Origin of the sequence: Microbacterium sp. NPDC056044, from assembly GCF_042267145.1 — a bacterium.
Taxonomy (GTDB): Bacteria; Actinomycetota; Actinomycetes; order Actinomycetales; family Microbacteriaceae; genus Microbacterium.
Genome location: NZ_JBHJWZ010000007.1, coordinates 248,085 through 267,197, shown reverse-complemented (window position 1 = coordinate 267,197; position 19,113 = coordinate 248,085). Strand labels below are relative to the sequence as shown.

The 19,113-nt window shown below is 70.0% G+C and carries 16 protein-coding genes; 6 read left to right on the top strand and 10 right to left on the bottom strand.

What is annotated here, in order from left to right; translation table 11 throughout:
• Window positions 1–30 precede the first annotated feature (30 nt).
• A complete protein-coding gene (locus ACFC1I_RS20270; protein ID WP_376013718.1) occupies window positions 31–1,326 on the bottom strand; it encodes an MFS transporter in 1,296 nt (431 codons plus the stop codon).
• A gap of 107 nt (window positions 1,327–1,433) precedes the next feature.
• Between ACFC1I_RS20270 and ACFC1I_RS20265 the strand changes: the two genes are divergently transcribed.
• Entirely contained in the window at window positions 1,434–2,108 is a 675-nt protein-coding gene (locus ACFC1I_RS20265) for a TetR/AcrR family transcriptional regulator (protein WP_376013715.1), read from the top strand.
• Here the strand turns inward: ACFC1I_RS20265 and ACFC1I_RS20260 are convergent, their stop codons facing one another.
• Both ACFC1I_RS20260 and ACFC1I_RS20255 read right to left on the bottom strand, forming a co-directional pair.
• On the bottom strand, window positions 2,109–3,314 hold the full coding sequence (locus tag ACFC1I_RS20260) for an ROK family protein (RefSeq protein ID WP_376013712.1): 1,206 nt from the start codon (window positions 3,312–3,314) through the stop codon (window positions 2,109–2,111).
• A 45-nt stretch (window positions 3,315–3,359) separates the two neighbouring features.
• Window positions 3,360–4,139, bottom strand: coding sequence for a histidine phosphatase family protein (locus tag ACFC1I_RS20255; protein WP_376013709.1), 780 nt, complete (start codon window positions 4,137–4,139; stop codon window positions 3,360–3,362).
• 193 nt (window positions 4,140–4,332) lie between these two features.
• Between ACFC1I_RS20255 and ACFC1I_RS20250 the strand changes: the two genes are divergently transcribed.
• Together ACFC1I_RS20250 and ACFC1I_RS20245 are read left to right on the top strand one after the other, a co-directional pair.
• Window positions 4,333–5,640 carry an MFS transporter gene (locus tag ACFC1I_RS20250; RefSeq protein WP_376013707.1) on the top strand — a complete coding sequence of 436 codons (1,308 nt, stop codon included), beginning with the start codon at window positions 4,333–4,335 and terminating at the stop codon, window positions 5,638–5,640.
• A gap of 21 nt (window positions 5,641–5,661) precedes the next feature.
• Window positions 5,662–7,164: a carboxylesterase/lipase family protein gene (locus ACFC1I_RS20245; RefSeq protein ID WP_376013704.1), complete on the top strand. Its 1,503-nt coding sequence runs from the start codon at window positions 5,662–5,664 to the stop codon at window positions 7,162–7,164.
• Window positions 7,165–7,345: 181 nt separating this feature from the next.
• Here the strand turns inward: ACFC1I_RS20245 and ACFC1I_RS20240 are convergent, their stop codons facing one another.
• From ACFC1I_RS20240 to ACFC1I_RS20220, 5 genes are all read right to left on the bottom strand, one after another.
• Complete coding sequence (locus ACFC1I_RS20240; protein WP_376013702.1) at window positions 7,346–8,182, bottom strand: hypothetical protein; 837 nt, start codon at window positions 8,180–8,182, stop codon at window positions 7,346–7,348.
• A gap of 197 nt (window positions 8,183–8,379) precedes the next feature.
• Window positions 8,380–9,366, bottom strand: a complete 987-nt coding sequence (locus tag ACFC1I_RS20235) for an LLM class F420-dependent oxidoreductase (RefSeq protein WP_376013699.1) — start codon at window positions 9,364–9,366, stop codon at window positions 8,380–8,382.
• A 9-nt stretch (window positions 9,367–9,375) separates the two neighbouring features.
• Window positions 9,376–10,293 carry a DNA-methyltransferase gene (locus ACFC1I_RS20230; RefSeq protein ID WP_376013696.1) on the bottom strand — a complete coding sequence of 306 codons (918 nt, stop codon included), beginning with the start codon at window positions 10,291–10,293 and terminating at the stop codon, window positions 9,376–9,378.
• Window positions 10,272–11,321 (bottom strand): biotin/lipoate A/B protein ligase family protein, encoded by a 1,050-nt coding sequence (locus ACFC1I_RS20225; protein ID WP_376013694.1) that lies wholly within the window; start codon window positions 11,319–11,321, stop codon window positions 10,272–10,274. The genes ACFC1I_RS20230 and ACFC1I_RS20225 overlap by 22 nt, the downstream gene beginning before the upstream one ends.
• Before the next feature lie 58 nt (window positions 11,322–11,379).
• Entirely contained in the window at window positions 11,380–12,231 is an 852-nt protein-coding gene (locus tag ACFC1I_RS20220; protein ID WP_376013691.1) for an alpha/beta hydrolase, read from the bottom strand.
• A 112-nt stretch (window positions 12,232–12,343) separates the two neighbouring features.
• Between ACFC1I_RS20220 and ACFC1I_RS20215 the strand changes: the two genes are divergently transcribed.
• A complete protein-coding gene (locus ACFC1I_RS20215; RefSeq protein WP_376013688.1) occupies window positions 12,344–12,817 on the top strand; it encodes a MarR family winged helix-turn-helix transcriptional regulator in 474 nt (157 codons plus the stop codon).
• Window positions 12,814–14,175 carry an MFS transporter gene (locus ACFC1I_RS20210; RefSeq protein WP_376013685.1) on the top strand — a complete coding sequence of 454 codons (1,362 nt, stop codon included), beginning with the start codon at window positions 12,814–12,816 and terminating at the stop codon, window positions 14,173–14,175. Before ACFC1I_RS20215 ends, ACFC1I_RS20210 begins: the two co-directional genes overlap by 4 nt.
• Window positions 14,176–14,187: 12 nt before the next feature.
• On the opposite strand, the gene ACFC1I_RS20205 is transcribed toward ACFC1I_RS20210, so the two are convergent.
• Together ACFC1I_RS20205 and ACFC1I_RS20200 are read right to left on the bottom strand one after the other, a co-directional pair.
• Window positions 14,188–16,611, bottom strand: a complete 2,424-nt coding sequence (locus ACFC1I_RS20205) for a glycoside hydrolase family 2 TIM barrel-domain containing protein (RefSeq protein WP_376013683.1) — start codon at window positions 16,609–16,611, stop codon at window positions 14,188–14,190.
• Window positions 16,608–17,345: a TetR/AcrR family transcriptional regulator gene (locus ACFC1I_RS20200; protein WP_376013680.1), complete on the bottom strand. Its 738-nt coding sequence runs from the start codon at window positions 17,343–17,345 to the stop codon at window positions 16,608–16,610. The genes ACFC1I_RS20205 and ACFC1I_RS20200 overlap by 4 nt, the downstream gene beginning before the upstream one ends.
• Window positions 17,346–17,542: 197 nt before the next feature.
• Between ACFC1I_RS20200 and ACFC1I_RS20195 the strand changes: the two genes are divergently transcribed.
• Window positions 17,543–19,075 (top strand): ABC transporter substrate-binding protein, encoded by a 1,533-nt coding sequence (locus ACFC1I_RS20195; RefSeq protein WP_376013678.1) that lies wholly within the window; start codon window positions 17,543–17,545, stop codon window positions 19,073–19,075.
• Window positions 19,076–19,113: the final 38 nt, after the last annotated feature.

Below are 19,113 nucleotides of genomic sequence, written 5' to 3'. Positions count from 1 at the left end.
ATCGGGGTTTCGAGGTGTGTGTGGCCGCGGTCAGCGGGTGGCCTTGATCGGCCAGACCGCGAGGGCACCGAGGATGCCGAGCACGATCGCGACGGGGAACAGCCCCGCGTAGCCGAAGATCAGGACGATCGCGCCGGCGACCCCGGGAGCGAGCGTCTGCGGGAGCGTCGCCGCGATGTTGACGACGCCGAGGTCCTTCGCGAAGGACTTCGCCGAGGGGAGCACCTCGCTCATCAGCGCGGTGTCGACGGCCTGGAACATGCCGAAGCCGAAGCCCGCGATGAACGTCATGATCATCCAGGCGTTGAGGTCCTGCCAGAACCACGGCAGGAGGAAGGCGAGGCTCACGACGGCTGCGGAGGCGAACACGAAGGGCTTGCGGCGCCCCACCTTGTCGGAGAGCGGACCCGACACCACGGTCGAGATCAGGATGCCCACCAGGCTGAGCAGGCCTAGGAGCGGGATGACCTGCTCGGGGTGCTCGACGCCGAAGTAGTCGGTGAGGAGGAACAGCTGGTAGCCGGTGACGGCGAAGTACCCGGTATACAGCAGCAGCCGGCCGGTGAAGGCCCAGAAGAAGTCGGGGTGCTTGACCGGGTTGACCCAGAACGTGCCGAGGAATTCACGCAGGTCGAAGGGCTCGGGCTTGAGCTCGGTGCTCGGGTAGTCGGGGTTGAACGCCACGAACAGCGTGAGGATCGCCAGGGCGAAGACGGCGAAGATGATGTACCCCACCGTGATGCTGTTGTAGAACAGCGCTCCGACGATCGACCCGCCCAGCGCGCCGACCATGAGGCCGATGCCCGACAGTGCGGCGAAGGTGCCGCGGCGCTTGAGGGGCACGCGGTCGGGCATGACCGCCGAGAGCGGCCCCTGGGCGAAGTTGTAGCAGATCTGCACGAGCGTCCACGCAATGACCACCCCCACGAGCGAGCTCGCGAACGCGAGTCCGACCAGCGCGAGCGCCCCCGCGAGCGCCCCGAGCACTATCCACGGAGCGCGACGGCCGAAGCGCGACCGCGTGCGGTCGGAGATCTGGCCCGCGATCGGCTGCGCGATCATCGCAGCGAACGCGCCGATGGTCGCGACGATCGCGAGGTTCGCGACCTTGTCCTCCTCGCCGAACAGCAGGGTGATCTGCTGCGGCAGGAGGATCCCTGGAACCGCTCCCCAGATGAGGAAGACGCCCAGGTTGGCGGGGATGATCCACCACATCAACCGCCGCAGGCCCCTGACGGGCGGGGGCGGATCGTCGTTGCCGGAGGCGGTCGCGACGAATGTGTTCTCGGTCATGGGCGGTGCGGTGTACTCAGACGGCGCTGTCATGGACGGGTCCTTGCTTCGGGTGGTGAGGGCTCGACATTGAGCGGCTCGGCAAAACCTTACGTCACTAGGTTTTGAGAAATCAAGCAACATTCGGGTTTACTTCTCCTATGGCAGAGAGCGGCACGGGGCGACGTGGCTCCTATGCGAAAGGCGTTGCGAAGCGCGAGGAGATCCTCACCCGCGCACTGGACGTCATCGCCCGTGAGGGCTATCGCGGCGCGTCGGTGAAAGAGCTGGCCGATGCCGTGGGTCTCAGCCAGGCCGGACTCCTCCACTACTTCGACAGCAAGGAGGAGCTCTTCACCGAGATCCTCCGCAAACGCGACGAGCTCGACTCCGTCGGGCAGGGCCTTGGCGGCGACCTTCAGCAGGGTCTCGTCGCAGCCGAGAGTGGCGAGCTGCTCGACATCCGCGCTGGCTACCTGGGTGTGATCCGCCACAACGCCGACGTCCCCGGCCTCGTGCACCTGTTCGCCCGACTGTCGGTCGACGCGGCCGATCCCGAGCATCCTGCCCACCAGTTCTTCGTCGCCCGCGGCGAGAGCCTGCGCGGGTTCTTCGCCGCTGCGGTCGCGGCACAGCAGCGGGCCGGCGAGATCACCGATCGCGTCGACCCCGACACCGTCGCACGCCTCTTCCAGGCCGTAGCCGACGGCATGCAGGTGCAGTGGATGCTCGAGCCCGACGTCGACATGGCCGCTCCGGTCGCGGCGCTGTTCGAGCTCCTCGCGCCCTCGTCGATCGCCTCCGACGAGGGCGACGCTGCGCGCGAGGGCGACTGATCAGATCGCGAGCGGGTCTGCGAGGAGCCGCAGGCGCGCGTCGCGCTGCGCGCCCCATAGGGCCGCATCCGCGCCGAGCGTGCTGCCGAGCACCGGTGCGACCGGCAGAACCGGTGCGTGCGCGATGCGAGGCTGGATCGCCCGGAACATCTCATCGACATCTGCAGCGAGCGCTGCGACGAATCCGCCCAGCACGATGACGTCCGGCGCCACCGTCAGCGCCACGATCTGGAGGGTGCGCGCGATCTCGCGTGCCGCCCCGCGCCACACCGACGCGGCGGGCTCGTCGCCCGTCCGCACCTGCGTCACGAACGCCTCCAGCGCGACGGTGAGCCCCTCGTCGGCCGCCAGCGCTCCGAGCCCGGAGCGGGCGAGCAGGACGTCGGGGCCTGCCACCGTGACGAGGCAGCCGCACTGGCCGCACGCGCAGCGCACGCCGTCCGGCACCACGGGCAGATGCCCGAGCGCCGCCGGGAGGAGGACGCGCGCGCCGGAGTCGTCGCCCGCGGCGAGCACGACCGCACCGCCGATTCCCGAGTCGGCCTTGAGATACAGCAGGGTAGCGCCGCCGACGGCCGCGTGCTCGGCGAGCGCCGCGACCTCGGCATCCGAGACCAGCCGGGGCTCCCCGCCCGCGCGCTCGAACGCGGCCAGGGCCGTCGACCGCGCACGCAGCAGGCCCAGCAGATCGACCTCGCCCCACGCCAGATCGGTGTCGGCGAGGACGCGGACCGGCGTTCCACCCACCGGCGCCCACACGACGACGCACACGTCCGCGATGCGCCGCCCGGCCGCGGCCATGCGGCCGGCGACATCGTCCAGAGCGTCTGCCAGGACACCCACGATGGCGGCGGGGTCACCCATCGGCCGCCCGTGACTGCGCGAGGTGCGGGCGAGCTCCTCACCCGCCAGAGTGCCGGCGACCGCCGTCGCGTGGTCGGCATCGAGCAGGGCGATCAGGACGCACGGGGCGGCGGCCGCGAGCGTGAGCGTCGTCCGAGGTCGTCCCATCCCCGCCGGGGCGACGACGTCGCTCTCTTCGACCAGGCCGGCATCGATGAGTTCGGCGACGAGTGAGGTCACCGCACCGCGCGACAGGCCGGTGGCGCCGGCGATGTCGGCACGCGCCTCACCCGCCCCCTCGAGCACGCGCCCCAGCACCAGGCCGAGGTTGTGTCGGCGCACGTCGGGTGTCGCGAGGGGCATGATCGCCATCGTAGGCCGGGGCGGGGCGGTGCGCCCCGCCCCGGGTCACGGCTGCGTCGCGTAGTGCGTGTCGTTGACCGATTGCACGGTCCAGGCTCCGGCCTTGTACGTCAGCAGGTTGACGGCGCCGTTGGCGATCCCCGTCTCGGGAACCCGGTCGGCTGCGCCGAGGTCGACGAGCAGGCACGAGATCGACAGCCCGCTCGACACCACCAGGATGTTGTCATCACGATGCTTCGCAGCATCCTTCGCGATCGCGTTCAGCGAGCCCCGCATGCGGTCTGAGACCTCGTCGCAGTTCTCGGCGGGGAGTGTCGCGACCGGATTGGTGGCCTTGATCGCGTCGGTCATCTGCCCAAGGGTGGGCTCGGGGATCCCCTGCTGGGCGAGAAAGCCGAAGGCGGCGGCGCCCATGGCGGTCTGCTTCGCGCCCTCCCAGCCACCGAAGTTCAGCTCGCGCAGGCCTTCGACGCGCGTCGCGGACAGCTTCGAGCCCATGCCCTGCAGCATGCGCGTCGCCGTCTCGTAGTGGCGCACCATGTCGGCCGAGTAGGCGGCGTCCAACTGCCCGACCTCGGCCCCGAGGTTCGTGCCGACGGTCGTCGCGGTCGCACGACCCGCCGCGGTCAGCGGCGAGTCCGACCACCCCTGCACGAGGTGCAGCGCATTGAGGATCGTCTCGCCGTGGCGGGTCAGGTACACCTGCACGACCGGGTCGCGGTTCGAGGTCGGGGGCTTGGCCGGAGCCGTGGTCCAGCCGCCCAGCGCGGTGGCGCCGAGCACCACCACTGCGGCGATCGCAAGGCGCGGAATCAGTCGGTTCATGTCATCTCCTTCGATTGAACGGCCAAACGCTAGCGCCACTCGGGATTGGATCGACCACGTCGTTGCGCGATCGTTACACATAGTTCAGGTCTTGAACTTTGTCTCGCGGTGCGCCACACTGATCCCGAATGCCGTTTGCATTTCACATTCGCACCCGATCCGCCCCGAGACATCTCGACGAAGAGGAGTCCCCATGACCGCACAGCCCGACCCCACCCTCGACATCGCGCCCACCGGGCTCATCCGCAGCACGCCGCCGGCGCCTGGCGAGCCGCCCGCCAGCCCGCCCGCGCGCAGGGCGCTGCTGCCGAGCATGCTGGTCGCCGCCCTGACGCTGTTCGCCACGTACGGCGGCCTCATCGCGATACTCCTGCCGACGCAGATCCAGCTGCTGTTCGGCGACGAGCAGAAGGAGGCGAACCTCGCGATCGTCACCACGGTCTCGTTCGTCTTCACGCTCTTCGCCCAGCCGATCGCCGGTGCCTTGAGCGACCGCACGCGCTCGCGGTTCGGCCGCCGCTCGCCGTGGATGGTGCTCGGCGCGCTGGTCGGGGGCATCCTGCTCTTCGGGATGGGGTCGCTCACCGACCTCGTCTGGATCACCGTGTTCTGGGTCGTCATCCAGGTCGCGTTGAACTTCCTTCAGGCGCCACTGACCACCATCACCGCCGACCGGTTCCCGCGCTCGAAGCGCGGCGGGGCGAGCGCGATGATCGGGCTCGGCACGCAGGTCGGCATGACCGTCGGCATCATGGTGGCGAGCGCCCTCGCGGCCCAGTTCGGCGTCGCCTACTCCGTGTTCGGCGGGGCCGTGATCGTCGTGACGCTCCTCTTCGTGCTCATCAACCGGGACTGGTCGTCCAGGGACGCCGCCGTCGAGCCGTTCCGCTGGGGCGCCTTCTTCCGGGGCTTCTGGGTGAACCCGCGCAAGCACCCCGACTTCTTCTGGGCGTTCACGGCGCGATTCCTGCTGATCCTCGGCTACTTCGTCGTCTCGACCTACCAGCTGTACCTGCTGCAGCAGTACATCGGGCTGTCGCTCGGCGAGGCGCAGGGCGCCGTGCTGACGCTCACGCTGGTCGCGTTCGTGCCCACCCTGCTCGCGATCGCGCTCTCGGGATGGTGGAGCGACAAGGTCGGCCGCCGCAAGGTCTTCATCTACGCCGCGTCGGTGATCATGGTCGCCGGGCTCGCGATGCCGCTGATCATGCCCGACATGACCGGCATGATCCTGATGAGCATCATCAACGGCGTCGGCTTCGGTCTGTACATGTCGGTGGACGCCGCCCTCATGACCGAGGTGCTGCCCAGCGAGGGCACCGCCGCGGGCAAGGACCTCGGCATCCTCAACGTCGCCACCAACATCCCCCAGGCGCTCAGCCCGTCGATCGCGCTGCTGATCATCTCGGCGATGGGCGGGTACGCCATGCTGTTCGTGTTCGCGATCGTGTTCGTGATCCTGGCAGCGATCGCCACGGCGCCCATCAAGGGCGTCCGCTAGAGTCCGCGAGAAAGGACCCCCATGACAGACACCACCACCGCACTCCGCTATGCGGAGGCCGACACCGCCACCGGACGGGTGCGCGGCTTCTGGCGGGGCGAGCCGGGCGCCGGCGGATCGGCCGCGTTCCTCGGCATCCCGTTCGCGAAGCCGCCCGTCGGTGAGCTGCGGTTCGCCGCCCCCGTTCCTGCCGAGCCGTGGGAGGGCGTGCGCGACGCCCTCGCGTTCGGCGCCACCGCGCAGCGCGGCGACCCCGGCGTGACCCTCATCCCTGAGCCGTCCGTGCCCGGCGAGTCGACCCTCAATGTCAACGTCTTCACGCCGGTTCCGGGAGCGACGGATGCTGCGCTCCCGGTGCTCGTCTGGATCCACGGCGGCGGCTACTTCGCAGGCTCGCCGGCGAGCCCCTGGTACGACGGCCGCTCGTTCAACCGCGACGGCGTCGTCACCGTGACGATCTCGTACCGGCTCGGCTTCGACGGTTTCGGCTGGATCGAGGACGCCCCCTCCAACCGAGGCGTCCGCGACTGGCTGCTCGCCTTGCAATGGGTCCAGGACAACATCGCGAACTTCGGCGGCGATCCGTCGCGCGTGACGATCGCCGGGCAGTCCGCCGGCGGCGGGGCGGTGCTGACACTGCTCGGGATGCCGGCGGCCCAGCACCTGTTCCACTCGGTGTGGGCGCTGTCCGGTGCCACCGCCGACGTCGCGACGGACCGCTGGGAGGCGATCGGGCGCGACGTCGCGGCGCGCGTCGGCGTCGCACCCACCCGCGCCGCGCTGTCGACGGTGCCGGAGGAGCGCATCATCGAGGCACAGAAGAAGGCGACGAGCGTCGCGGGCCCGGACGCGATCACCAAGCTGCTCGACGACGGCCTGCTGCTCGGCCCGTCGATCGACGGCGACCTGCTCACCCGGCCAACCATCGCCTCGATCGCCGCGGGCGTCGGCGCCGACAAGCCGCTCGTGCTCGGTGCGACCGACGACGAGTTCTCGATGGTCGTGGCGGGGCGGGCGAAGACCCTCCGCTGGATCCCCCTGGGATTCCTGCTCGGCCGGTCGGGGCTCAAGGGCCCACAGCGCAAGGCGTACCTCGCGGCGAACCGGGACGTGGTGGCGCGCGACCACGCCGCCGTGCTCGGCCGCTACATCACCGACCGCATGTTCCGCAGCGCCGTCGTCCGCACGGCGCGGGCACGCGGCGCGGCCCCGACGTGGGTGTACCGCTACGCGTTCCGCTCGTCGCAGCCCGGCCCGGTCAACGGCTCGGCGGTGCACTGCATCGACGTGCCGTTCTGGTTCGACTGCCTGGACTCGGTGCAGATCGCGCCACTCACCGGCCCGAATCCGCCGCAACAGCTCGCCGACCAGACGCACGCGGCAGCGGTCGGGCTGATCGTCGACGGCGATCCCGGCTGGCGCGCATGGTCGGGCGCACCAGGCAGTACGCGCATCTTCGGCGGCCCGGCCGACTCTGCGGACGTCGACCCCCACGGCTACGCCGCGGTCGCGTCACTCGTCTGACCGCAGACTCCCGCCGCCCCTGCAGCGCGGGGGAGGAAAAGGGGAGGTTCCCGCCGATGCTGCGGCGGGAACCTCCCCGGTGTCTGTATGACCGTCAGAGCCCACGGGCGTCAAATCAGCGGGCAGAATCGGCGGTGAGGCGTCCGCGCGAGCGGTCGATGGCCGATCCGGGCCGGTGCTTTCACCGGGCACGCGCGGAGCGACCACGCAGCAGTCCCTCCAATGCCGCACGGACCTCTCCCGGATGCCACATGATGTCTTCCGCAATGGGTCGGTACGTCGCGTAGCCCAGCGCAGCGGCCGCTTGGTCACGACGGCGGTCGCGCCGCTGCTCCTCCCACGTCGCATGGAACCCTCGGCTGTCGCACTCGACGATCAGCCACCCGTCCACCACGAAATCGACGCGCCCGACCCCGACGATCTCGACCTGGACGTCGAAGGACGCTCGCAGCGACCGGAGCATCAGGCGCATGAGCGACTCCGGCCCGGACTCCGCGCGCGCGTCGATGAGCCGGCGGAGCACGCGATGGCGGCGGGGCAGGGCCTCGAACAGCTCGCCGAGATCGTCTGGACGCAGCACCCGGAGGTGCAACGCGGAGTCCAGCGTCGCCAGAGCGGCTCTCGGCTGCTGGCACCGCACTGCCTGCAGCACGGCGTCGAAGGCCTCCACCGATGTCGACCAGGGCGCAGGCGGGCGCCGAAGGCGATCCCAGTGACGCCGTGTGCGGCGGGTCGGGGTCGCGACGCCCTCGCGGTTGTCATGCAGGTGCAGGTGAAGACCGTCGGCGTCGAGCACGAAGACGCCGAGGCGCACGAGCTCGGACACGCACGCGAGTCGTCCGCCCAGCCTGCAGGCGTCCACAACGTCGACAGGAGTGTCCGGCAGCAGGTAGGCGTTGGGCCTCGGTTTGAGCAGGCGTCCGTCGGCGACAGCGCGAGCCAACCCGCGGTCCGTCCACCCATCCGCCAGGAGGTCGCGCCGGCGACGCAGCGTCGGGCGGGCAGGAACGGAAGGCACCACGCGAGTGTGGCGGGACACCAGTCCCGTTCCTAGCCGCTCCCGCCGTTCTGTGGAGCATCCCGAGGACTCCGAGGTTGGGGAGGAAGGGGCGCGACGTGGCCCGGTGTCAAAGCAGCGGGCCCGATCGACTCCTGCTCCCGCCATTCGGTCGGGAACCTGCGGTTGAGCCCGCCGCTTTCACACCACGGCCTGCGTCACGACAGCGCGGTGACGACCTCGCGCTCGAACAGCTCGATGCCCGACAGGTCGTAGGCGGCCTCGGGGAAGTAGTGGATCGCGTACGAGATGCCGTGCCGCTCGCGCTCGGCGAGGCGCTCGGCGACCTGCTCGGGGGTGCCGAACGCGGGTGAGTTGAGGTACTCGTGCTCGATGCGATCGGCGCGCTCCTGGCCGACGTGCGGCAGCAGCCGCGCCTTGACCGCGGCCAGGCGGTCACGCGCCTCGGCCTCGGTCGAACCGAGGATGGTGTTGAAGTTCGAGGACCGCGTGATCTCGGCGAAGTCGCGGCCGAGAGCGTCGCAGTGATCGCGCAGCACCGCGCTCTTGCGGTCGATCTCGTCCAGCGACCCGGAGAAGTTCGTGTACGAGGCGTACTTCGCCGCGATCTTGAGCGTCACCTTCTCGCCGCCGCCGGCGACCCAGATCGGGATCCCGCCGTCCTGGAGGGGCAGCGGCTGAACGATCGCGCCGTCCACCTGGTAGTGCTTGCCGTCGAGCGTGGCACGCCCGGTCGTCCAGGCCTGCTGCATGATGTCGACGCCCTCACGCAGCATCCGGAGCCGCTCGGGAATCGGCGGGAAGCCGTAGCCGTACGCCTCCCACTCGTGCTCGTACCAGCCGCCGCCGATGCCCATCTCGGTGCGTCCGCCCGAGACGATGTCGACCGTCGCGGCGACCTTGGCGAGGTACGCGGGGTTGCGGTAGCCCATGCAGGTGCACATCTGGCCGAGACGGATGCGGTCGGTCGACGCCGCGAAGGCCGCCATGAGCGTCCACGCCTCGTGCGTCGCCTCGTCGGAGTGCACCGGCGTGGTGTGGAAGTGGTCGTAGACCCAGAGCGACTCCCACGGACCGGCGTCGGCTCGCTGCGCCAGTCCCTTCATCACCGCCCAGTGCTCTGAAGGATCGATGCCGACGAGGTCGAATCGCCAGCCCTGGGGGATGAAGGTTCCGAAGCGCATTCCCCCAGCCTAGGGAAGCGTTTGCTCAGCGGCCATCCCGAACACCCGGGCATGCGGCATCCGCTCGCGCATCACCGCGATCGCAGCGGGGTTGTGGTCCACGAGCACGGCGTCGCGGCCCAGCGCCGACGCGACGGCGCCGGTGGTGCCGCTGCCCGCGAAGAAGTCGAGCACGCGGTCGCCGGGGCGCGACGACGCCTGCACGATGCGCCGCAGGACGCCCTCGGGCTTCTGCGTCGGGTACCCGGTCTTCTCGCGCCCAGTCGTCGGCACGATGGTGTGCCACCAGACGTCGGTGGGGAGCTTGCCGCGCTCGGCCTTCTCTGGGGTCACGAGCCCGGGCGCCATGTAGGGCTCGCGATCGACGGCCTCCGAGTCGAACCAGTACGCCTTCGGGTCCTTGACGTACACCAGGATCGTGTCGTGCTTCGTGGGCCAGCGCTTGCGCGTCTTCGCACCGTAGTCGTAGGCCCAGATGAGCTCGTTGAGGAACCGCTCGCGCCCCACCAGCGCGTCCATCAGCACCTTGGCGTAGTGCGCCTCGCGGTAGTCGAGGTGGAGGTACAGGGTGCCGTCGTCGGCGAGCAGCCGCCACGCTTCCTCGAGCCGCGGCTCGAGGAAGCCCCAGTAGTCGTCGAACCGGTCGTCGTACGCGCGCAGGTCGCCCCGGATCCGCTCGTACTCGCGCCCGTGGAACCCGCGGCGCACGATCCCCTCTCCGGACGGGGAGGTGGATGCTGCGGACCGCGCGGTCTCGATGGACCGCTCCTGCGGGCGGCCGGTGTTGAAGGGCGGGTCGAGATAGATCAGCGTGAACGAGGCATCCGGGAGGGCGCCGATCACCTCGAGGTTGTCGCCGTGGTGGATCTCGACGGAACCGGGAGGCGCAGCATCCGTCGCCGCGATCAGGGGACCCGGCGAAGCCATGCGTCCGTCGCGAACTTCGACGTCACGAGCGCCTCGGCCTCGGCGTATTCGTCGTCGGTGATGTGCCCGGGGACCGCGCCGTAGAGGTTCGTGAACGTCTCCTCGAGCTTGGCGATGATCGCCTCGCGCGGCAGCCCCGTCTGGCGACGCAGCGGGTCGACGCGCTTGGCCGCCGACGTCGTGCCCTTGTCGCTCAGCTTCTCGCGGCCGATGCGCAGCACCTCGGTCATGACCTCGCCGTCCATGTCGTAGCTGAGGGTCGCGTGGTGCAGCACTCCCCCGTTCGCGAGGCGCTTCTGCGCGGCGCCGCCGATCTTGCCCTGCGGAGACGCGATGTCGTTGAGCGGCTGGTAGGTCGCCTCGATGCCGAGGGCGCGCAGCGCCTGCAGCACCCAGTCGTCGAGGAACGCGTATGAATCGGCGAAGGTCAGGCCGGCGACGAGGGATGCCGGGACGTACAGGGAGTACGTGACGATCGAGTTGGCACCCATCATCATGGCGCCGCCGCCCGAGATGCGGCGGACGACGTCGTAGCCGTGCGCCGCCGCGCCGTCGGGGTCGACCTCGTTGCGCAGCGACTGGAACGAGCCGATCACCACGGCGTTCTCGTCCCACTCCCAGATGCGCAGGGTCGGGCGCCGGCGGCCGTCGCCGACGCGGCCGGTGAGCACCTCGTCGAGCGCGAGGTTCATGCGGGGAGAGACCGGCTTCTCGTGCACGATCTCCCAGTCGAAGTCGCGCCACCCGGGAGCGGTGACCAGGGCGCGGCGCACCGCTGTGCCGACGGCCTCGGGCGTGAAGCCGAGCAGCTGCGCCCCCTCGGGGAGCGCCGAGCGCACGGCGGCGGCGATGGTCGCGACATCCGCCTCGATCGGCAGCCCGTTGACCGCGGCGTCGATGTCGGCGAGGGCGTCGTCGGGTTCGAGGAAGAAGTCCCCCGCGAGGTGGAAGTCCGCGATGCGCCCGTCGCGCTCCTCGAGGTCGACGACCACGAGCTTGCCGCCGGGCACCTTGTATTCGCCGTGCATGGACTTCAGCCTATTCGCGCGGCGGGCGCCGGCGCCGATCCGGTGGGCGCCGCCGAGCTCAGGAGCGGTCCGCGATGTGCTTGTCGAGCCACGCGAGCAGGTCGGCGCGCACCTCGGCCTGCATGACCTCGTTGAAGATCTCGTGCCGGGCGTCGGGGTAGACGAGCGTCGTCACGTCGGTGAAGCCCGACCGCGTGCGGTACGCGTCGGCCAGGCGGTGGACGCTCCGCGGACCGCCGACGGTGTCGTCGCGGCCGACCATGAGGAGGGTCGGGATGTCGACGCCGAGGTCCTTGGCGGGCTTGCCGATGAGGCGCAGGGTGTCGACGGGGCCGAAGAGCTTGGGGAGCGTCTCGTGCGTGGTGAGACCGTCGGCGAGGAACTCCTCCCCCACCTTCGGGTCGGACGACAGCCACTCGACGCCCGTCGCCCCCGGGCCGTTCCACGGCTTGTTGAGATCGCCGGAGTTCAGCGACCCCGGCCACAGCAGCGACGAGCCCGACAGCACCAGCGCGTCGTAGGCGTCGGGGTGGTCGTTGATGAGCTTCTGCGACATGAACGAGCCCCACGAGTGCCCCAGCAGCACGAGCGGCAGGTCGGGGTTCTCAGCGCGGATCTGCTGCGTGAACTGCCACAGCGCCGAGATGGTGGCGCGAAGGCCGCCCGGGCCGAGCTGCCCGAGCTTCGAGGTGTCGCCCTTGTGCTGGCCCATGCCGGTGCGGCCGTGGCCGCGGTGGTCGTCGGCGTACACCGTGACCCCGTCGGCGGTGAGGGCGTCGACCAGTGCCGCGTAGCGCCCGGCGTGCTCCCCGACGCCGTGGAGGAGCTGCACCACACCCCGCGGTCCCGACTTCGCCGGATGGACGTCGTAGACGATCGTGACGCCGTACGCGTCGGTGTACTCGGGCATGCGCAGAAGTCTAGGGGCCGGGATGCTGCGGCCCGGCGCGCGACGCCGGGGCGCAGCATCCGTTCTCCTCGACTTTGTTTAGCAAGACTAATGAGCTATGCTAACTAACCGGATGAGCAGCAACGAGACTTCAGATACACCCCCCGGCCCCGAGGCCGGAACTCCCGCAGACCTCTCCCCCGCCGCTTCGCAGCTTCGTATCGCGACGTTCCGCCTCGCGCGACGCATGCGCACGCAGCGCGCCGTCGACTCGATGAGCGACGGGCAGTTCGGCGTCCTGGCGGCCCTCAAGGTCCACGGCCCCCACACGCTCGGCGAACTCGCCGAGCGTGAGCGCGTGTCGGCCCCGTCGATGAACCGCACGGTCAACTGCCTGCAGGACGAGGGCTTCATCGTGCGCGGCGCCGACGAGCGCGACGGCCGCAAGGTCGTCATCTCGCTCACCCCCGAAGGCGTCGCGGTCGTCGAAGAGACCGCCCGCCGCCGCGACGCGTGGGTCGAGACCTCCCTCGCCGAGCTCACGCCCGCGGAGCGCGACACCCTCGCCGCCGCCGCGGCGATCATGGAGCGGATGGCGGCCAGATGAGCGCGATGTTCCGGTCGTTCTCGGCCTTCAACTACCGCGTCTGGTTCATCGGCGCGCTCGTGTCGAACGTCGGCGCGTGGATGCAGTCGACGGCGATCAGCTGGGTGGTGCTCACCGAGCTCACCGCCAACGATGCCGCGGCGATGGGCGTCACGATGGCGCTGCAGTTCGCGCCGCCGCTGCTGCTCGTCGGCGTCACGGGCCTCGTCGCCGACCGCTTCGACCGCCGCAAGCTCCTCTTCATCACGCAGAGCCTGCTGCTGCTGCTCGGCATCGCGATCGGCGTGCTCATCTTCGCCGGCGTGATGACGCTGCCGATCATGTACGCGTTCGCGCTCGCGCTCGGCGTCGTCGCCGCGTTCGACAACCCGGCGCGCCAGGCCTTCGTGTCGGACCTCGTCGCCCGTGAGAACGCCTCGAACGCGGTCGCGCTGAACGCCGCGTCGTTCAACGGCGCCCGCATGATCGGCCCCGCGGTCGCGGGCATCGTCATCGTCGCGATCGGCACCGGCTGGGTGTTCGTCGCCAACGCGGTGACGTTCCTCGCGATGCTCGCCGCGCTCGTGCTGATCCGCACGAACGAGCTCGTGCCACGGGTCAAGGCTCCGCAGTCGTCACGCCTCGCCGACGGCTTCCGGTACGTCGCGGGCCGTCCCGACCTCATCGTGACGTGCGCCATGGTCTTCCTCATCGGCGCGTTCGGCATGAACTTCCCGATCCTCGCGTCGACGATGGCTGTCGAGTTCGGCAAGGAGGCCGACGGATTCGGCCTGCTGAGCTCCATCCTCGCGATCGGCTCGGTCGCGGGCGCGCTGCTCGCCGCCCGCCGCGACCGCGCACGGCTGCGCGTGCTCATCATCGGCACGGCCATGTTCGGCGTCGCCGCCGTCGTGTCGGCGTTCATGCCGACGTACTGGCTCTACGCGATCACGCTGATGTTCACCGGCTTCGCAGTGGTCACGATGATGACGACGGCCAACGGCTACGTGCAGACCACCACCGACCCGATGCTGCGCGGCCGCGTGCTGGCGCTGTACATGGCGATCCTGATGGGCGGCACCCCGATCGGCGCGCCGATCGTCGGGTGGGTCGCGGCCGAGTTCGGCCCGCGCATGGCGATCCTCGTGGGCGCCGTCGCCGCCTTCGTCGCCTTCGCGATCGGCGCGACGTGGCTGCTGTGGTCGGGACGCCTGCACCGCCACGGAGAGAAGCGGTTCCGCCTCACCCTCGACGAGACGCGCCCGCTCACGATCGTCGCCCCCGAGGAATTCAGCGACGAGGTCGCCGCCACGACGCCGATCCGCGTGCTCCCGACGGACGAGAACGACAAGATCCGCGCCCGCGCCCGCGCGAGCTGACCCGCCTGCCTGTCAGCGGACGGTGATCGAGACGGATGCTGCGGCCAGGCCGGGTGCGGTCGCCGTGACCGTGATGGGGCCGGGGCCGGTGGGGCGCACGATCGCGAGCGCGCGGCCCTCGTAGGTCGTGACGGACGGGCCGGCGAACGACTCCTCGGTGCGGATGCGGCCGGTGCCGAGCCCGACGAGCTCGGCATCACCGTCGACCGTCACCGTCACGAGACGGTCGGCGTCGACGGCGACGACGCCGTCCGCGTCGGCCAGCGAGATCACGACGAATGCGAGCCCGTCGGCCGAGATCTCCGGTTCTTCGACGGATGCTGCGAGCCCCACGTCACCGGCGGTGCGGAGCGTCGCGCGCCCTACCTCGGCACCGCCGCGGCGCGCGATCGCGACGAGCTCGCCCGGGCGGTACGCGGTCTCGAAACGCGCGCGGAACGCCTTCTCCACTCCGACCTCGGCGACGCCCAGCGAGACGCCGTCGAGCTGCAGCTCGACCTCGTCGGCGGGCGCGTACACGTCGACGGTGACGGGTGCGCCGGCCGCAGCATCCCACGTCCACGACGACACCGAGTCGTCCCAGGACCACGGCGTCGTCGCGGTCGGACGGCCGTGGTGCCGCGGCGGGTGCACCGCCAGGTACGGCTCGGCGCGGAGGCCGAAGACGATCTCGCGGTAGTACGAGACCGGGCGGCGGAAGCCGGTGATGTCGAGGTCGCCGCACCCGGCCAGCAGGTGCGGGTACGGCCCGGCGGTGCCGGTGAAGTCGTAGCCGGGCTCGTCGGTGTAGTCGACGCGGCCGATGCCGGCCTCGCCGAGGTAGTCCCACCCGGTCCAGGTGAAGTCGCCGATGACGTGGTCGAGCCGCTCGACGAGCTCCCACATCTTCTCGATGCGTGACGGGAAGGTCTCGGACCCGACGATCACGCGATTCGGGAACAGCTCGCGGTCGAGCTCGTACCGGGACTCGGCGTAGTTGAAGCCGACGACGTCGAGCACCGACGCCGACTCCTCGGTCGATGTCGTCACGAGTTCGGACGCATTGGCCTGCGCCATCATGTCGCCCATCGTGGCCATCATCGTGTTGGGATCGGATGCCTCGGCCCCGGCATCGCCGGCCGCCTCGGCCATGCGGTCGAGGTTCGCGATGATCCCGTTGATGCCGTTCGTCACGAGCCGCGTGTCGTCGCGCTCGCGGACGCCCTCGGCGAGGCGGCGGCTCCACGCGGACCCCGCCGGAGTGGCGAGCTCGAGGATCTCATTCCCGATCGAGTACATGATGACGCTGGGGTGGTTGAAGTCCTTCGCCACGAGGGCGTCAAGGTCGTGGTGCCACCGCTTCGCGAAGCCGGGCGCACCCGCGAACGCGACCTTCGAATGCGTCCACGAGTCGGTCAGCTCGTCCATGACGAACACCCCGTGCCGGTCGCACGCCTCGAGCATCGCGCGGCTCATCGGATTGTGGGCGCTGCGAAGGGCGTTGAACCCCGCGGCCTTGAGCAGCCGCACCCGCCGGTCCTCGGCGTCAGCGAACGTCGCCGCGCCGAGCGCGCCGTTGTCGTGGTGCACGCAGGCGCCGCGGAGCTTCACCGTCTCGCCGTTGATCCGAAGACCCCGCGCCGCATCGACCTGCAGGCGGCGGATGCCGAAGGACGCAGCATCCGTGTCGATCACGTCTCCGTCCTCGCCGGCGAGTGATGTGCGCACCCGGTACAGCGAGGGCGACCGTTCGCTCCACAGCGCGGGGGCGTCGACCGTGAGCCGCACCCGTGCGACGGCGTGTGCGCCGGGGTGCACCGTGACCGGCGCGTCGCCGCTCGCGACGTCGGCGCCGTCCGGCGCCACCACCGTCCACGAGAGCCGCAGGGTGCGGGTGTGCCGCGAGCCGTTGCGGACCGTCGTCGCGATGCGCAGGACGGCGTGGTCGGCGTCGATGTCGGTCGTGGTGACGCGCGTGCCGTCGAGCGGGAGGTGCACCGGATCCGCGACCACGAGGTGCACGGGGCGATAGATGCGCGCAGCGGAATACCACCGGCTGTCGCGGTGCGCGCGGGCCTCGACCGTGACGCGGTTGGGCTCGCCGTAGCGCAGGTACGGGTCGAGGACGGCCTCGAACGCGTTGTAGCCGTTGGCCTCGTGCACGACCGCATCGCCGTTCAGGAAGACGACGGCGTCGCGGTACACCCCTTCGAACTCCAGGCGCACCGTCTTGTCGCGCCAGTCGTCCGGCACGTCGAAGGTCTTCGCGTACTCGAAGACGCCGCCCGGCACGTAGCCGGAGTGCACGCCCTGGTCGGTATCGGCCGAGCGGGGCAGGTCTCGCATGGCGTCGTGCGGCAGCCGCACCGGCCGCGGCGCGGACTCGGGTGTGGGCGCCTCGAAGGCGCCGAGCTTCGGGCCGGCGGTCCAGTCGTCGAGGAAGGGCTCGCGGATCATGCGGGATCCTCGGTCCGCTCCACCGCTTCCGGTTCGGCGCGCTCCGGCGGCGCGTCCAGCGCGTCCAGCGCGTTCTCGATCGAGACGAGGTCGTACCCCCGGATCAGGCTCCGGAAGACCTCGTGCAGCGCCTCGGCCATGTCGGTCGATTCCGGATCGAGCAGCCACTGCACCTGCAGGCCGTCCATCAGCGCGATCGTCGCCACGGCCGCGCGGCCCGGATCGACCCCGTCGACGAGACGCCCGGCGGCGGCGGCGCGCTCGAAGGAGCCTGTCACGCTGGTGCGGACGTACTGGTAGCGGTTGACGAAGTAGTCGTGTGCAGGGTGGGACGGGGCCGTCGCCTCGGCGGACAGCGTGGTGTACAGCTCGACGATGCCGGGCTGCGCGGCATTGAACCGCGCCAGCTCGGCCAGCGCGCGCAGCGCCTCGACGCCGTCCGGGATATCGAAGTCGACGCGGGCACGCGACAGGTTGTCGCGGTGGTCAAGGAGTGCGAGCAGTAGCGCGCTCTTGCTGCGGAAGTGGTGCAGCAGTCCCGCCTCGCTCATCCCGACCCGCTCGGCCACCTCGCGCAGTGAACCGGCACGGTAACCGGACTGGGAGAACACCTCGAGGGCGGCATCGAGGATCGCGGTGCGCGTCTCCTTCGACTTGGCGTATTCGCCGCGGGGCTTGCGCGTCCTCGTGGGAGCGGTCCCTGCCTTTCGTGCGGCGGAAGTGGTCTCGGTCATCGTCACACCGTATCCCCGGGGTCATCCCGGTCGCCTCCATCGGCGCCCGTCGGGGTCCTTCCCTTCCGTTGTATAACGAATTCCTAATGCTCGCTAGTTTTTAATGTCAAAAACCTAGCGTCCACTAGAAATTGCTGTTAGCGTCTCCCGCCAGATGGTGATCCGCAGGGGCATCACCACAGATGAAGGGACCAAGGATGTTCCGTTGGAAGGCCACAGCAGCCACCATCGCGATCGCCGCTCTCGCCCTCACCGGCTGCGCCGGTGCCGGGGACGACGGGTCGGGCGCAAGCGACTCCGGCCGAGCAGACCGGCTCACGCTCACTGCGATCATCGGGCCCACGAGCTACGACATCGGACAGGGAGCGGAGTACGGCAACCGCAGCCCGTTCTTCCAGGCCGTGTTCGACACGCTGCTGCAGAAGAACTCCGACGGTGAGATCGAGCCCTGGCTCGCCACGAAGTGGGAGTACAACGAAGACAACACCGTGCTGACGCTGACGCTCCGCGACGACGTCGAGTTCACCGACGGCACCAAGCTCGACGCCGACGCCGTGGTGGCGAGCCTCGAGCGCTTCCGCGACGGCACGTCGCCGCAGGCCGCGACGCTGGCCGGCAAGGAGTTCGCCGCCGTCGACGCCACCACCGTGACCATCACGCAGGACGCGCCCGACCCGTCTCTCGTCAACATGCTCTCGATCGCCCCCGGTCTCATCCAGGCGCCGTCCACCTTCGACGACCCCGACTCGGCCACGGAGCCCATCGGCTCCGGCCCGTACGTGCTCGACACCGCGGCGACCGTCACGGGAACCACGTACGTCTACACGGCCAACCCGGACTACTGGAACCCGGATGCCGTCAAGTACGACAACCTGACGATCAACGTCATCGAGGACCCGACCGCGACGCTCAACGCCCTCAAGGCCGGCGAGGCCAACGGCGCGAAGATCGTGAACAACGACACGATCCCCGAGATCGAGGCGTCCGGCTGGACGATCGAGTCCAACGAGCTCGACTTCCAGGGCCTGCTGCTGTTCGACCGCGCCGGCACGATGGCGCCCGAGCTCGCCGACGTCAAGGTACGTCAGGCGATCAACATGGCGTTCGACCGCGAGGCGCTGCTGAAGGCGCTGCAGGCAGGCTACGGAACCGTCACCGAGCAGGTCTTCCCTGCAACGTCGGTCGGCTACGACGAGGCGCTCGACAGCACCTACGAGTACGACCCCGAAGGTGCCAAGAAGCTCCTCGCCGAGGCCGGCTACCCCGACGGGTTCTCGATCGACATGATGTCGACCCCGGCGTTCCAGACCACGTTCGACCTGGTCGCACAGCAGCTCGCCGACATCGGGATCACGGTGAACTACACCGACCCCGGTACGGGCAACTTCATCACCGACATGCTCGCCCCGAAGTACCCGGCGACGTGGATGGCGCTCGAGCAGAACCCGGACTGGCAGCTGATCAACTTCATGATCGCTCCCGAGGCCACGTTCAACCCGTTCCACTCGCAGGACCCGCAGGTCGACGAGTACATCTCGACGATCCAGATGGGCACGAAGGACGAGGCCGACCAGGCCACGAAGGACCTCAACGCCTACCTGGTCGAGCAGGCCTGGTTCGCGCCGTTCTTCCGGGTCCAGGGCACGTACGCGACCGACGCGAACACGAACCTCGAGTTCTGGCCCACCAACGCCTACCCGTCGATCTTCGACTTCTCGCCGAAGAACTGAATCCTCTCCCCGCCCGCCCGCACACCGCGGGCGGGCGG